Consider the following 14243-nt stretch of genomic DNA (forward strand, 5'->3'; position numbering starts at 1 on the left):
GTCTTTACCGGTTAGTGTGCTGATATGGCTCAGTCGGTAGAGCGCATCCTTGGTAAGGATGAGGTCCCCAGTTCGATTCTGGGTATCAGCACCATCTTTAAGTTAGTTTTAAAAGCTTTTGCCTGACGGCAATAGCGCCGTGGAACCACCTGATCCCATGCCGAACTCAGAAGTGAAACGCGGTAGCTCCGATGGTAGTGTGGCATTCGCCATGCGAGAGTAGGACACTGTCAGGCACCTATTTAGAAGAGGCCTCCCATTAGGGAGGCCTTTTTGCATTTCTGCGTTCCAAAAATCTGCCATGCCGCTGGCATTTTAGTAAAAGTGCTGGGCTATCAAGGGATTGCCCGTTACTCTTTAGCCGTTACCGATTAACACGTGATGCTGCCAGCGAGGTATTGATGGCTACGTTGAAGGAAATTGCACAGGAAGCGGGGGTTTCTCTCGCCACGGTATCCCGGGTACTGAACGAGGATCCCAGCCTGAGCGTCAAGGAAGAGACCAAGCAGCGGATCTTCGAGATTGCCGAACGGCTGGAGTACAAGACCAGCAGCGCCCGCAAGGGGGTACACAAGAGCAAGCTGCACTTTCTGGTGGTCTATGCCTATCCCCAGAGTACCGAGGTCAACGATCCCTACTATCTCGCTATCCGTTATGGCATCGAAACCCAGAGTGCCCGCCTCAATATCGAACTGACCCATCTCTACAACTGCGGTGAAGGGCGCGAACTGAGCACTGTGGATGGCATTCTGGTGGTCGGTACCCTCACAGCCGAGCGTCTCGTCCAGCTAAGGGCTTGTTCCAGCCAGCTGGTGTTTGTCGACTGCCGTTCACAGGGAGAGTTCGACTCGGTCGATGTGGATCTCGCCCTGATCAGCCAGCAGGTCGTCGATTACTTCATTGCGCAGGGGCACCAGCGCATCGGCTATATCGGTGGCCAGGACGAGAATCCGGATCTGCGCGAACTGGCCTTCCGGGAGTATGGCCAGCGGCTGGGGGTGGTGCAGGAGAGCGATCTCTATCGTGGCGACTTCTCCAGCGCTTCCGGCTACCAGTTGGCGAAGGAGATGCTGGCCGGCGACTGGCCCAAGGCGCTGTTCGTCGCCTCCGACTCCATCGCCATTGGCGTGCTGCGTGCCATCCACGAGAAGGGACTGGCGATTCCCCAGCAGATCGAGCTTATCAGCGTCAACGATATTCCGACCGCCAAGTTCACCTTCCCGCCGCTCTCAACGGTGCGGATCCACTCCGAGTTGATGGGCTCCCAGGGGGTCAATCTGTTGGTCGAACGGCTGCGTGACGAGCGGGATATTCCACTCCGGGTGCTGGTACCGAGCAAGTTGACCCTGCGCGGCACTACTCGCTGATTTTAGTAAAATGTTCTGCTTTTTAGTCGCACCATCTTGCGGTGGTGCGACACCTCTCCCAAGTAAACCTCTTTCCCATATCATCCAACAACTTCATATCATATTGTTTTATATTTGATTTTATTGCAGCTCAGCCAGCTACTATCAACATCCATGCCACTCATCCATATCTTGCCCTCCTTTATCTCCCGCTTCTGATCTCGCTCACAAAACCATCTGTTCATTGTGATCAGGTTAAAACTTTACCAATTCAAAGCTGATATTTAGTAAATGTTTATCTAGAGTTTACCCAGTTAACGTTGCCTTGTTCCGGGAGGACATGTGAATAACTGGGAAAACGTCCAATTCGTTGGTGAAAACAGGCTGGCTCCGCGCGCCTACTTCTTCTCTTATGCCGACCACGTGCTGGCGGCCACCATGCAGCGCGAGCTGAGCCGCCGCTTTCTCTCCTTGAGCGGTCAGTGGCAGTTCCACTACTTCGACCATCCCCTGCAGGTGCCGGAGGCCTTCTATCACAGCCCCATGAGCGAGTGGTGCCAGATCACCGTGCCCAACATGTGGCAGATGGAAGGACATGGCAACTTGCAGTACACCGACGAAGGTTTTCCCTTCCCCATCGACGTGCCCTTCGTGCCGACCAACAACCCCACCGGTGCTTATCAGCGCAGCTTTATGCTGAGCCCGGCCTGGGATGGCGAGCAGGTGATCATCAAGTTTGACGGGGTGGAGACCTACTTCGAGGTCTATGTAAACGGCCAGTATGTCGGCTTCAGCAAGGGGAGCCGCCTCACCGCCGAGTTCGATATCAGTGCCTACGCCAGCATTGGCGAGAACCTGTTGTCGGTGCGGGTGATGCAGTGGGCAGACTCCACTTATATCGAAGATCAGGACATGTGGTGGATGGCGGGGATCTTCCGCGACGTCTATCTGGTGGGCAAACCTGCCGCCCATGTGCAGGACTTCTTCATCCGCACCGCGCTGGCCGATGACAATCAAAGCGCAACCCTGAGCTGCGATCTCCAGCTGGAAAATCTGGGGGCTGCAGCCCGTGATCACCGTCTGGTCTGGTCGCTGCTGGATCAGGGCAGCGAGATCGCCAGCGGCTCGCTCGATCATCTCGCCATCGACGGCAAGTGTGATTGCCGCTTCACGCTGGATATGGCCAACCCCCATCTGTGGAGCGCCGAAGATCCTTACCTCTATCAGCTGCAACTCTCCCTCTACAACGGTCAGGGCGAGCTGCTGGAAGTGATCCCGCAGCGGGTCGGGGTGCGTGAAATCAAGGTCAAGGATGGCCTCTTCTACGTCAACGGTCACTACCTCAAGCTGCACGGGGTGAACCGTCACGACAACGACCACCTCAAGAGCCGCGCTGTCGGCATGGACCGTGTTGAACGCGATATCGTGCTGATGAAGCAGCACAACCTCAACTCGGTACGCACCGCCCACTACCCGAATGACCCGCGTTTTTACGAGCTGTGCGACCAGTACGGTCTGTTCGTGATGGCGGAGACCGACGTGGAGACCCACGGCTTTGCCAACGTCGGTGATCTCAGCCGCATCACCGACGATCCCTTCTGGGAGCCGGTGTTCGTGGATCGCATCGAGCGCCATGTGCACGCCCAGAAGAACCACCCCTCCATCATCATCTGGTCGCTCGGCAACGAATCCGGCTACGGCTGCAACATCAGAGCCATGTACCAGCGCTGCAAGGCGATCGACCCGACCCGGCTGGTGCACTACGAAGAGGATCGCGATGCCGAGGTGGTGGATGTGGTGAGTACCATGTATTCCCGCGTCTCCCAGATGAACTGCTTCGGCGAGTTCCCGATGGAGAAGCCACGCATTATCTGCGAATACGCCCACGCCATGGGCAACGGCCCGGGTGGTCTTAGCGAATACCAGCAGGTGTTCGACCGTCATCCCCACATTCAGGGTCACTACATCTGGGAGTGGTGCGATCACGGCATTCTGGATCAGGACGAGCAGGGGCGCCCGGTCTACAAGTACGGCGGCGACTACGGTGACTACCCCAACAACTACAACTTCTGCATGGATGGCCTCATCTATCCGGATCAGACCCCGGGGCCGGGCCTGCGTGAATACAAGCAGGTGATCTGCCCGGTCAAGGTGCGCGCACTGGATCTGGCGAGCGGCAAGCTGGCGGTGGAAAACCGCTACTGGTTCTCCACTCTCGACGACATCCGCCTGCTGGTCGAGGTGAAGGCCGAGGGCGAGCTGCTGGCCAGCCAGCAAATCCGGCTGGAAGGGGTGGCTCCCGGTGCCATCACCGAGTTGCAACTCGAACTGCCATCCCTCGATGGGCGGGAAACCTTCGTCCAGCTGCGGGTCATCAAGGCCACCGCCACCCGTTACAGCGCGGCGGAGCACGAGTTGGGCCAGTACCAGTTCCAGCTGAAAGAGTCGACTCGCCAGCTGCAGCCCTTTGCCAATCCTAACGCCACTCCGTTGCAGATCGCCGATGAGCGGCTCGACCTGACCTTGAGCGGCAGCGGCTTCGCCCTGCGCTTCTCGCGCCTCGACGGCAAGCTGGTGAGCTGGCAGCAGGATGGCAATGAGCTTATCGAGCGAGCCCCGCGTCTCACCTTCTTCAAGCCGATGATCGACAACCACAAGCAGGAGTACGAGAGCCTGTGGCACCCGAACCATCTGCAGATCATGCAGGAGCACTTCCGCACTCTGAGCTGGCGCCAGCTGGGCGAGGCGGTCGAGGTGACGGTAGAGAGCCTGATCGCGCCGCCGGTGTTCGACTTCGGCATGCGCTGCCGCTACGTCTACACCCTGAGCCCGAATGGTCAGCTGCACGTTGCGCTCTCCGGTCAGCCCTACGGCGGTTATGACGACATTATTCCCAAGATCGGCTTCGAGCTGGGCATTCGTCAGGATCTCGACCGAGTGCACTACTACGGCATGGGCCCGGGCGAGAACTATCAGGACAGCCGCCAGAGCAACTGGATCGACCGCTTCAACAGCACAGTGGGCGAGATGTGGGAGCACTACCCCTTCCCGCAGGACAACGGCAACCGCCAGCAGGTGCGCTGGGCGACCTTGACCAACCGTCACGGTGCCGGTCTCTACGTGCGGCCCGATGCCCCCATCAACCTGAGCGTCTGGCCCTACAGCTGGGAGCATATCCACGCGGCGCAGCACATCAACGAGCTGGAGCCGAGCGGTTATCTCACCCTCAATCTGGATCACAAGGTGCTGGGGCTGGGCTCCAACTCCTGGGGCTCCGAGGTACTGGACTCCTGGCGGGTGCGCTTCGAGCCGTTCAGCTTCGGCCTGACCCTGCTGCCCATCGCCCGTGGCAACCTCAATCCGGCTGCGCTGGCCGGGCTCGATCTCACCATCAACGGCGGGAGGAACCTCGCATGATCACCCTGGACAACCTGACCCTGTTCAAAAACATCTACCGGGAGGGCAAGAAGTGGGGCCGCTGCGTGGAGGCCATCAACAACCTGCCGAACCTCAAGCCCGGTATCTGCCACTCCATCGGTGACTCCCTCACCTACCGCTTGCAGGAGGGGGCCAGCCCGGCCACCTCCCTGTTCGAGGGGCAGCGCCGCTATTTCGACGTCCACTACTACCTGGAAGGGGAAGAGACAGTTGAGTGGGCTGCCAAGAGCGAGCTGGCGGTCGAGCAGGGCTATGACGACACCACGGATCGCGAGTGGCTGGCAGGCGAGGTGCGTGCGCGCCAGAAGGTCGGCAACGGTCAGGTGGTGATCTTCGAGAACGACGAGGCTTACCGGTTCGTCGGCGATGCGCCGGTGCGCAAGGTGATCATCAAGGTCACCGTCGAAGGCGGCTACTTCAAGAACAAATAACAAGCCGCTGGTTCTGCACTGATAAAAGCCGGAAGGGCGGGGCTCACCCTACAACCCACGCCCCGCCCTTTCGCGGCAATAACTACAGGTCTGGAGATGCACCATGTCTGATTCCAAACGGAATACGATAGGCAAGTTCGGTTTGCTGTCGCTCACCTTCGCGGCGGTATTCAGCTTCAACAACGTCATCAACAACAACATCGAGATCGGTCTGGCCTCGGCCCCGATGTTCTTTCTGGCCACCATTTTTTACTTCATTCCGTTCTGCCTGATCATTGCGGAATTCGTGTCACTGAATAAGAACTCCGAAGCGGGCGTCTATGCCTGGGTGAAGAGCTCCCTCGGCGGTCGTTGGGCCTTTATCTCCGCCTACACCTACTGGTTCGTGAACCTCTTCTTCTTCACCTCGCTGCTGCCGCGGGTCATCGCCTATGCCTCCTATGCCTTCCTCGGCTACGAGTACATTCTCACCCCGGTGGCGACCACGGCGTTAAGCATGGTGCTGTTTGCCTTTGCCACTTACGTCTCCACCAACGGCGCCAAGATGCTCGGTCCCATCACCTCGGTGACCTCGTCCCTGATGCTGCTGCTGACCCTCTCCTACATCCTGCTGGCAGGTGCGGCTCTGGTGGGTGGCGTGCAACCGGCCGACCCCATCACGGTAGAGGCGATGATCCCCGATTTCAGCTGGGCCTTCCTCGGCATCACCACCTGGATCTTTATGGCAGCCGGTGGCGCCGAGTCGGTAGCGGTCTACGTCAATGACGTGAAAGGGGGCTCCAAGTCTTTCGTGAAGGTGATCATCATCGCCGGGATCTTTATCGGGGTGCTCTACTCCATCGCGTCGCTGTTGATCAACGTGTTCGTACCGAGCGGCACCCTGAAATATACCGGCGGCTCGGTGCAGGTGTTTGAAGGGCTGGCGGCTTACTTCGGCCTGCCGGAGATCCTGATGAACCGCTTCGTCGGGCTGGTCTCCTTCACCGCCATGTTCGGCTCCCTGCTGATGTGGACGGCGACTCCGGTGAAGATCTTCTTCTCCGAAATCCCGGCCGGCATCTTCGGCAAGAAGACGGTCGAGCTGAACGAGAACGGTGTGCCTGCCCGGGCAGCCTGGATCCAGTACCTCATCGTGCTGCCGCTGATGGTGATCCCGACTCTGGGCTCCAACACCGCGCAGGATCTGATGAACACCGTCATCAACATGACCGCCGCCGCTTCCATGCTGCCGCCGCTGTTCATCATGCTGGCCTACCTCAATCTGCGTCTGAAGCTCGATCACCTGCCGCGGGATTTCAGGATGGGTTCGCGCACCACCGGCATCGCCGTGGTCTCGGTGCTGATCGCCATCTTCTCGGTGGGCTTCCTCGCCTCCACCTTCCCGACCGGCGCCGACATCATGACCATCATCTTCTACAACGTCGGCGGGATCGTGATTTTCCTCGGCTTCGCCTGGTGGAAATACAACAGATACGAGGCCTCCCTCAGTGCCGAAGCGCGTGCCAAAGAGGCCCAGCCGACAGCGCAGGTTGCCATGCAGACGCCATAGGCACTGAATTGAATCCCAATCAAACCGGGTGGCCGTTGGCCACCCGCAAACCGTTGAACCAGAAAAGGAAAAGAGAATGAGCGAGACGATCGAGTTTGCCGAATTCAAGCGGGTCGAGATGAAGGTGGGCAAGGTGCTGGAGGTGGTGCGTCACCCCGGGGCCGACAAACTCTACATCGTCCAGATCGACGTGGGTGGCGAGCGGCCGCTGCAGACCGTCACCAGTCTGGTGCCTTACTACAGCGAAGAGGAGCTGATGGGCAGCGAGGTGGTGGTACTGACCAATCTCAAACCGACCAAGATGCGCGGCGAGCGATCCGAGTGCATGTTGCTGTGCGCCGAGACCCCGGACGAGAGCCAGAGCGTGCTGTTGCAACCGCGGGTGCCGATGGCGCCGGGCACTCCGATCGTCTGAATGGTATTGCGAGCCGGTGCGGGAGACGGTACCGGTTCACCAGCGAGGCCGTGCACGCGGCCCGATCATAACAAGAGAATAAAGCGCGGGGCCGACAGACCCTTGCCGAACACATCACAGAGTCACAGCGCTCCCCGCAGGGAGCGCAAGTCCACTGGAGGACACCATGTCTGAATCCGTACGCGGCACCATAGGCAAGTTTGCCCTGTTGTCGATGACCTTTGCCGCCGTGTTCAACGTGCGCAACATCGTCAACAACAACATCGAGCTGGGGCTCAGCTCCGCCCCCATCTTCCTGCTGGCGACCATCGTCTACTTCATCCCGTTCGTCTTCATCATCGCCGAGTTCGTTTCGGCCAACAAAAACTCCGAGTCGGGGATGTACGACTGGCTGAAAAAGCCGCTCGGCACCCGGATGGCCTATCTGGGTTCGTTTCTCTACTGGTTCGTGAACCTGTTCTGGTTCGTCTCCCTGCTGCCCAACGTCATCGCCTACGCCTCATACGCCATGCTGGGGTACGAGTACAGCTTCTCGCCCATGGTCACCTCGATCATCTCCATCGTGCTGTTTGCGGCGGCGACCCACATCTCCACCAAGGGGGCGAGCTGGCTTGGCAAGATTGCCGAGATCGTGGCCTACGGGGTATTTGCCCTGTTCGCCATCTATGTGCTGGGCGCCCTGATGGCTCTGAGTGGCGATCATGTGCCGGCACAGCCCATCACGCTGGAGGCGATGACTCCCACCGTCAACTGGGCGACGCTCGGCATCATGTGCTGGATCTTCCAGGCGGCGGGCGGTGCCGAGACTGCAGCGGCCTATCTCAATGATGTGAAGGGCGGCCAGAAGTCCTTTATCAAGGTGATCATCAGCGCGGGTATCGTCATCGGTGCCATGTATGCGGTCGGTTCCCTTTTGGTGAACGTGTTCGTGCCGCGCGAGAGCCTCACTTATGCCGGCGGCATGGTGGAGATCTTCACCGGTATGGCGCAGTATTTCGGGCTTTCCGAGGCGCTGGTGGGCCGCTTCGTCGGCGTGGTGCTGTTCATCGCCATGTTCGGCTCCATGATGATGTGGACCTCGGCGCCGGTGAAGATCCACTTCTCCGAGATCCCGCAGGGGGTTTACGGCGAGAAGACCACCCAGCTCAACGAGCACGGCGTGCCGGTGCGCGCCGCCTGGTGGCAGTTTGTCTTCGTGTTCGCGATGCTGGTGGTCAACGGCTTCGGCTCCGAGTCGGTGCAGCAGATGATGAACACCGCCATCAACCTCACCGCCGGTACCGCCATGTTGCCGCCGATCTTCATCATGGTGGCCTACTTCGTGTTCCGCTGGAAACATGACGACACCCCGCGCGACTTCCGCATGGGGTCGCGCAAGTTCGGGATGGGCGTGGTGTCGGTGCTGATCGCCATCTTCGTGGTGAGCATGAGTGCCTCCGCCTTCCCGGCCGGGGTGGATCTGGTGCGCGCCTTCTTCATCAACGTCTTTATGACCGCGGTCTTCTCGGCGCTGGCCTACTGGTGGATCTCCCGCTTCGAGAAGCGGCAGGCCCGCAAGCTCGGCGGCAATGAGAAGAAAACCGGCAACGGCACGCTGGCCAGCCAGCGCTGATCGGCTGAGTGAAAAAACGGAACGGGCGGCCTTGGTCGCCCGTTTTTTTATCCATTTTTAGCCGTTTGGGAGCTGTCAGGGCCGTTTCATCGTCAACTTTTGCTGCTCGATATGACGATGGCGTTAAGCATTGATGAACAATTATTCGCCGCTCAACTTTGCGCCTCTCCGTTATCGGGGTAAGCTGGAGGTTCGTTTTAGCGGGAGGTGCCAGACATCTCCCGCTCCGTTTCTTGTCCTCCCCAATCCTGACTGTCGCCATGGCTGCAGGATGTCCTTCTGATGGAGACCTTTCGTGCGTCTGGATCCCTTTACTGTTGTGCTGATTGCGGTGGTCACCCTGGCCTCCCTCTTTCCCTGCGAGGGGCAGGTAGCCGTCTGGTTCGGTCTGCTGACCAAGCTGGCGGTGGCGCTCCTGTTCTTCATGCATGGCGCCAAGCTGTCGCGCCAGAACCTGCTGGCAGGCCTCGGCCACTGGCGGCTCCATCTTGTGGTGATGCTCAGCACCTTCGTGCTGTTTCCGCTGCTGGGGCTGCTGCTCACCCCGCTGGTGCCGAGCTGGCTGAGCCCGGCCATCTACCTTGGCTTCCTCTATCTCTGCGCCCTGCCTGCCACCGTGCAGTCGGCCATCGCCTTTACCTCGATGGCGGGGGGCAATGTGTCGGCGGCGGTGTGCAGCGCCTCGGCCTCCAGCATCCTCGGCATCTTCCTCTCGCCGGTGCTGGTGGGGATGATGATCCACGTGCAGGGAGAGGGGATCGACACCTGGCACTCCATCCAGTCCATCATGATGCAGCTGATGCTGCCGTTCGTGGTGGGCCACCTGTCGCGCCCGCTCATTGGTCGCTGGGTCGACAGCCACCGTCCGCTCATCGGCAAGCTGGATCAGAGCTCCATCCTGCTGGTGGTCTACGTCGCCTTCAGCGAGGCGGTGGTGCAGGGGATTTGGCACCAAGTAGGTTGGTACGATCTGGCCAGTATCGTGCTGCTGAGCTGTGTCTTGCTGGCGCTGGTGCTCTGCTGGAACGTCTGGATCAGCCGTCGCCTCGGCTTCGACAAGGCGGACGAGATCACCATCGTCTTCTGCGGCTCCAAGAAGAGCCTCGCCAACGGGGTGCCGATGGCCAACGTCATGTTCCCGGCCGCCAGCGTCGGTGTCATGGTCTTGCCGCTGATGATCTTCCACCAGATCCAGCTGATGGTCTGCGCCGTGCTGGCGCGCCGCTATCACGAGCAGGGGCATTGATAATCGCGGCGTTTTTATTGCCATAACAAGAGGGAGGCCCGTTGGCCTCCCTCTTCTCATCTGCATGCCGACCGGCGTGCTAGCGTTTGCGCCAGACGGTCAGCTGCGCCACCGTATGCTGGTATTTGCGGGCGGTCTCGCGGATGACGAAGGGCACATCCCGCGGCGGGCAGTGCTCCTCGAACTCCGCCGCCAGCAGCCGTTGCAGCGCCTGATAGGTGGTGAGCGCCTCGCCGTTTTCGCGAATGCCGCCGAGCCAGTTGGCGGGCGGGGTATATTCCGCCAGCCAGGTATAGGGGCTGGTGAGCACCAGCAGGCCACCGCTGCACAGCCGGGGAGCTATGTCCCGCAGGAAGCGGGCGGGCTCCCGCAACCGATCGATCAGGTTGGAGGCGAGCACCAGATCGTAGTGGTCATATTTGGGCTTGAGGTTGCAGGCATCCCCCTGACTGAAGTGGATGCGCTCAGCCTGACTCGCCCCCAGCCCGTGGCTCGACAGGCGCGCCTCGCAATACTCCACCAGTTCACCCTCCAGCGGAATGGCGTAGCGGAAGCTGTCCTGACTGGCGAGGGCCAGCGCCACATCGATGAAGCGGGCTGAGTAGTCCACCCCGTCCACATGCTGGAAGTGGCGAGCCAGTTCGAAGCTGGCGCGGCCGGTGGCGCAGCCGATATCCAGCGCCCGCTGGTGGTTGCTGCACAGCTCGCCAGCAAGATCAGCAAGCGTCTTGGCGTAGTTGGCTACCCCGAAGTGGCTCGGGCCGTACTGGAAGTCGAGGTACTGAGCGACCAGCGTGTCGGTTTCATAGGGATTCACGATAACGGGTTCCTGATAACGGGAGACCAGATAGCGGAAACCCGCATGCTGGAAGAAGTGACGCCGGAAGGCGTAACGGGATGATTTGAGCGCTTCGTTACCTGTGCTGATCCAGCTGCCGCCCTTGATCAGGGTGTGCTTGCCATCAAAGGTGGGGGTAGAGAAGTCGTCGTAGAGCGGGTGGATTTTAAAGCCGTCGAAACCATCGATGGCGGTGCTGGTCCACTGCCAGACATTGCCCACCAGATCGAAGAACTCCCCTTGCGGGCAGGCATCCACCGGGCAGGAGGAGGCGAAACGGGCCAGATTGATATTGCCGGGGGCCTCCGTCCAGTCCGGCTGATCGCCGGGTAGCTGCTCGCGCAGCAGCATCCATTCCGCCTCGCTCGGCAGCTGGATGGGGAGTCCGGTCTGGGCCGCCTTCCAGCGACAGAAGGCGGCCGCCTCCAGCTGGTTTACCTCGACCGGCCAGTCCCAGGGCATGGCGACCTGCTCGGTCATCAGCCGCAGCTGCAACTGCCCGGGTTCGGCGGGGTCTCCGACCCAGAAGGTGGGCATCTGCGCCTTGGCGTACTGGCACCAGCCCCATCCCTCCTCATCCCACCACTGTTGTTGGCCGTAGCCGCCCGCCTGAACGAAGGCGAGGTACTCGGCATTGCTCACCAGCATGTGGCTGGCCTGAAACGGGGCCAGCTTGATATGGCGCTCGCCATATTCGTTGTCCCAGCCGTAGGTGGCGTCCTGCTTGCCAAGGTGCACCTTGCCGCCGGCCACCGGCAGCAGGCTGTTGGCGGGCACCTGATCAATGCGGTGGCGGGCTTCGGTACAGGCGGGCCAATAAGGCTGCTGCCGCACCCAGGCGAGCGGCAACTGGCGGATCAGCACGCTGGAGGTCTCGAGGTGGATGCGCTCGTGCTCTATCCCCATCAGGATCACCCAGGCCGGGCTCTGCCAGTTGATGGGCAGGGTGAGCGGCATCTGGCGAATAAAATCGCACACCAGCGAACGGACTTTGGCCCGATAGCTGCGCAGCTCGCTGACCTTGGGCCAGTCGTAGTGGGTCTCGTCCAGATCGTCCCAGCTCATCTCGTCCACCCCGATGGCGACCATGGCCTCGATGCGGGCATCCAGCCGCTGGTCGATCAGGCGCGCCGCCAGCAGTTTGTTGATGAAGAAGGCGGCGGTGTGGCCGTAGTAGAAGATGAGCGGATGGCGCAGGGGGATCGCCTTGTTGAACCAGGCCCGCTCATCGGCCAGACAGTCGAACAGTGAGTCGTAGAGATCGAAGGTCTGGCAGAAGTAGGCGAGCAGCTCGCGCCGTTTCTGCTCGGGATCGCTGCCGGTCAGCAACGGGGTGCGAGTCGGCTCCGGCAGACCGGTGGCAGTGGAATAGAGAGGGCTTGCTTGGGTCACGCTCTGACTCCTTGTTGGCAGTGAAGACTGACAAGACAGTGGTAATGACATTACCGCAATGGAGAGCTTGGTACGCACGAAGTACCACTATTGGCTCAACAGACCGGCAGGGCAATCCAAAACTTCCACGGCTTGTCAGCGTAGCGACCGGCAGGACGACCCGCCAATCAGCCACAATCATATCCGTTCGAGAATGGTTATTTTCACCAAAATATGGTCTAAATGGCTCTCTGAATTCTTCGGTTTGTTCTGGGTTTAATGGTTATTTCCTTTTGAATCATTAGGTTAATTTTTGGCTCACGCTTTGCAGAGCATGAAAACCAATTGGCCCGGGATGGCCAACACATAAGGAGGAGAGTAGTGATGAAATGGATGATGGTTGTCATGTTGATGGCAGGGCTCAGTGGTTGTAACTGGCTGGATCAGACCAGAGTGACCGGAACGGGGGCTGTGGTCGAGCGCCAGCAGGCGCTCGGTGATTGGGTGACCCGGGTGCTGGCGGGGGTGCCTGCCACCCTCCATCTGGTCGCGGGGGAGCCGCGCGGTATCCTGATCAAGGGGCAGGAGAACCTGCTGCCCTATCTGGTGCTGACCGAGAGCGGCGACAAGCTGGAGATCGAGGTGAAGGAGGGTTACCGGCTCGATCCTACCGAGCCGCTGGAGCTGACCATCACCTTGCCGGTGTTGAACGAACTGGCATTGGCCGGGACCGGCAACGGCGATCTGAGCGGCTTCAAGGGCGATGAGCTGGTGCTGTCGGTGGCCGGTACCGGTGACATCGTCGCCAGTCAGCTGGAGCTGAAACGGCTGGAAGGGAATATCGCAGGCACCGGCAGTCTGGAGCTGGGCAGCGGTTCGGCACAGGCCATCGAGCTGAACATTGCCGGATCTGGCGATGTGCTCGGGAGCGGGATGCGCGGCAAGGAGGTAGAGGTCAATATCGCCGGCAGCGGTGATGTGGCGGTGCGGGCGCAGGAGACGCTGAAAGTCGGCATCGCCGGTTCAGGTAACATCGCCTACTGGGGCGATCCCAAGGTGGAGCAGCAGATCGCAGGCTCCGGCGGCGTGACCCGAGCGGGCAGTTGATATCAACCGATCACCCCAACTGAAACAGGCCCGCAACGGGCCTGTTTTGATCAGAGGTGGCGGGCGTGAAAGCGCAGGTGCGCCTCGATAAAGCTCGCCACGAAGTAGTAGCTGTGGTCATAGCCCTCGTGGCGGTTGAGCTCCAGTGGCCACTCCTTGCTGGCCGCCACTTCGGCCAGCGCATCGATATGCAACTGCTCGGCGAGAAAGGGATCATCCAGCCCCACATCCACCAAGGTTGGTAGCGGCGTGACCGGCTGGTGGCGCAGCAGCTGGCAGGCATCCCACTCCTGCCACAGCAGAGGATTGCTGCCGAGGTAGGCGCCGAGCGCCTTTTGGCCCCAGGGGCAGCGACTTGGATGGCAGATCGGGCTGAACGCCGAGACCGAGCGGTAGCGACCGGGCTCTCGCAACGCGGCGATAAGCGCACCGTGACCGCCCATGGAGTGGCCGCTGATGGCGCGGCGGGTCGAGACCGGGAAGTGAGTCTCTATCAAGTCGGGCAGCTCGCGGGTGACGTAGTCATACATCTGGTAGTGCGCCTGCCAGGGGCTCTGGTTGGCGTTGACGTAAAAGCCTGCTCCCATGCCGAGGTCATAACCGGGATCGTCCGCTACGCCATCGCCGCGGGGGCTGGTGTCCGGCGCCACCAGGGCGATGCCCAGCTCGGCGGCGATACGCTGGGCACCCGCCTTCTGCATGAAGTTCTCATCGGTGCAGGTGAGGCCGCTGAGCCAGTAGAGCACGGGCACCTTCTGGCCGGTGAGAGCCTGAGGCGGCAGATAGATGGCAAAATTCATCTCGCAGCCGAGCACGCTGGCGTGGTGGCGATAGCGCTTGTGCCAGCCGCCGAAGCTCTTGTTGCTGCTGATAATCTCCAGATTCATCGA

The 14243-nt window shown here is 60.5% G+C and carries 10 protein-coding genes, 1 tRNA gene and 1 rRNA gene; 10 read left to right on the forward strand and 2 right to left on the reverse strand.

Annotated features, from left to right (window positions below; translation table 11 throughout):
* The first annotated feature begins 18 nt into the window (after positions 1-18).
* The 9 genes from AB5Y99_RS16905 (at position 19) to AB5Y99_RS16945 (ending at position 10037) form a co-directional block, all read left to right on the forward strand.
* Positions 19-94: transfer RNA gene (locus AB5Y99_RS16905), tRNA-Thr, on the forward strand.
* 27 nt (positions 95-121) lie between these two features.
* A 5S ribosomal RNA gene (gene rrf / locus AB5Y99_RS16910) occupies positions 122-236 on the forward strand.
* 165 nt (positions 237-401) lie between these two features.
* Positions 402-1367 carry a transcriptional regulator EbgR gene (gene ebgR, locus AB5Y99_RS16915; protein ID WP_323893506.1) on the forward strand — a complete coding sequence of 322 codons (966 nt, stop codon included), beginning with the start codon at positions 402-404 and terminating at the stop codon, positions 1365-1367.
* A 321-nt stretch (positions 1368-1688) separates the two neighbouring features.
* Positions 1689-4763, forward strand: a complete 3075-nt coding sequence (gene ebgA / locus AB5Y99_RS16920) for a beta-galactosidase subunit alpha (RefSeq protein ID WP_368210232.1) — start codon at positions 1689-1691, stop codon at positions 4761-4763.
* Complete coding sequence (locus AB5Y99_RS16925; RefSeq protein ID WP_204477882.1) at positions 4760-5215, forward strand: beta-galactosidase subunit beta; 456 nt, start codon at positions 4760-4762, stop codon at positions 5213-5215. The genes ebgA and AB5Y99_RS16925 overlap by 4 nt, the downstream gene beginning before the upstream one ends.
* A 103-nt stretch (positions 5216-5318) precedes the next feature.
* The gene (locus tag AB5Y99_RS16930; protein WP_107683168.1) at positions 5319-6764 is read left to right on the forward strand and encodes an amino acid permease; all 1446 of its coding nucleotides are present in this window, start codon (positions 5319-5321) and stop codon (positions 6762-6764) included.
* 76 nt (positions 6765-6840) lie between these two features.
* Complete coding sequence (locus tag AB5Y99_RS16935) at positions 6841-7179, forward strand: tRNA-binding protein (RefSeq protein ID WP_005342042.1); 339 nt, start codon at positions 6841-6843, stop codon at positions 7177-7179.
* Between the two features lie 166 nt (positions 7180-7345).
* Entirely contained in the window at positions 7346-8791 is a 1446-nt protein-coding gene (locus tag AB5Y99_RS16940; protein WP_111901717.1) for an amino acid permease, read from the forward strand.
* A 295-nt stretch (positions 8792-9086) separates the two neighbouring features.
* A complete protein-coding gene (locus tag AB5Y99_RS16945) occupies positions 9087-10037 on the forward strand; it encodes a bile acid:sodium symporter family protein (protein ID WP_058056266.1) in 951 nt (316 codons plus the stop codon).
* A 79-nt stretch (positions 10038-10116) separates the two neighbouring features.
* Here AB5Y99_RS16945 and ovoA read toward each other — a convergent pair whose 3' ends face one another.
* The gene (gene ovoA, locus AB5Y99_RS16950) at positions 10117-12267 is read right to left on the reverse strand and encodes a 5-histidylcysteine sulfoxide synthase (RefSeq protein ID WP_368210235.1); all 2151 of its coding nucleotides are present in this window, start codon (positions 12265-12267) and stop codon (positions 10117-10119) included.
* Positions 12268-12630: 363 nt separating this feature from the next.
* Between ovoA and AB5Y99_RS16955 the strand changes: the two genes are divergently transcribed.
* On the forward strand, positions 12631-13353 hold the full coding sequence (locus AB5Y99_RS16955) for a head GIN domain-containing protein (RefSeq protein ID WP_368210238.1): 723 nt from the start codon (positions 12631-12633) through the stop codon (positions 13351-13353).
* Positions 13354-13403: 50 nt separating this feature from the next.
* Here the strand turns inward: AB5Y99_RS16955 and fghA are convergent, their stop codons facing one another.
* A complete protein-coding gene (gene fghA / locus AB5Y99_RS16960; protein ID WP_005356100.1) occupies positions 13404-14240 on the reverse strand; it encodes an S-formylglutathione hydrolase in 837 nt (278 codons plus the stop codon).
* Positions 14241-14243: the final 3 nt, after the last annotated feature.

Origin of the sequence: Aeromonas sp. R4-2 (assembly GCF_040908295.1) — a bacterium.
GTDB lineage: Bacteria > Pseudomonadota > Gammaproteobacteria > Enterobacterales > Aeromonadaceae > Aeromonas > Aeromonas veronii.

Coding starts and splice junctions, on each gene's coding strand:
- ebgR (WP_323893506.1), top strand. CDS start 402: ATGGCTACGTTGAAGGAAATTGCACAGGAAGCGGGGGTTTCTCTCGCC.
- AB5Y99_RS16955 (WP_368210238.1), top strand. CDS start 12,631: ATGAAATGGATGATGGTTGTCATGTTGATGGCAGGGCTCAGTGGTTGT.
- AB5Y99_RS16935 (WP_005342042.1), top strand. CDS start 6,841: ATGAGCGAGACGATCGAGTTTGCCGAATTCAAGCGGGTCGAGATGAAG.
- AB5Y99_RS16930 (WP_107683168.1), top strand. CDS start 5,319: ATGTCTGATTCCAAACGGAATACGATAGGCAAGTTCGGTTTGCTGTCG.
- AB5Y99_RS16925 (WP_204477882.1), top strand. CDS start 4,760: ATGATCACCCTGGACAACCTGACCCTGTTCAAAAACATCTACCGGGAG.
- AB5Y99_RS16940 (WP_111901717.1), top strand. CDS start 7,346: ATGTCTGAATCCGTACGCGGCACCATAGGCAAGTTTGCCCTGTTGTCG.
- fghA (WP_005356100.1), bottom strand. CDS start 14,240: ATGAATCTGGAGATTATCAGCAGCAACAAGAGCTTCGGCGGCTGGCAC.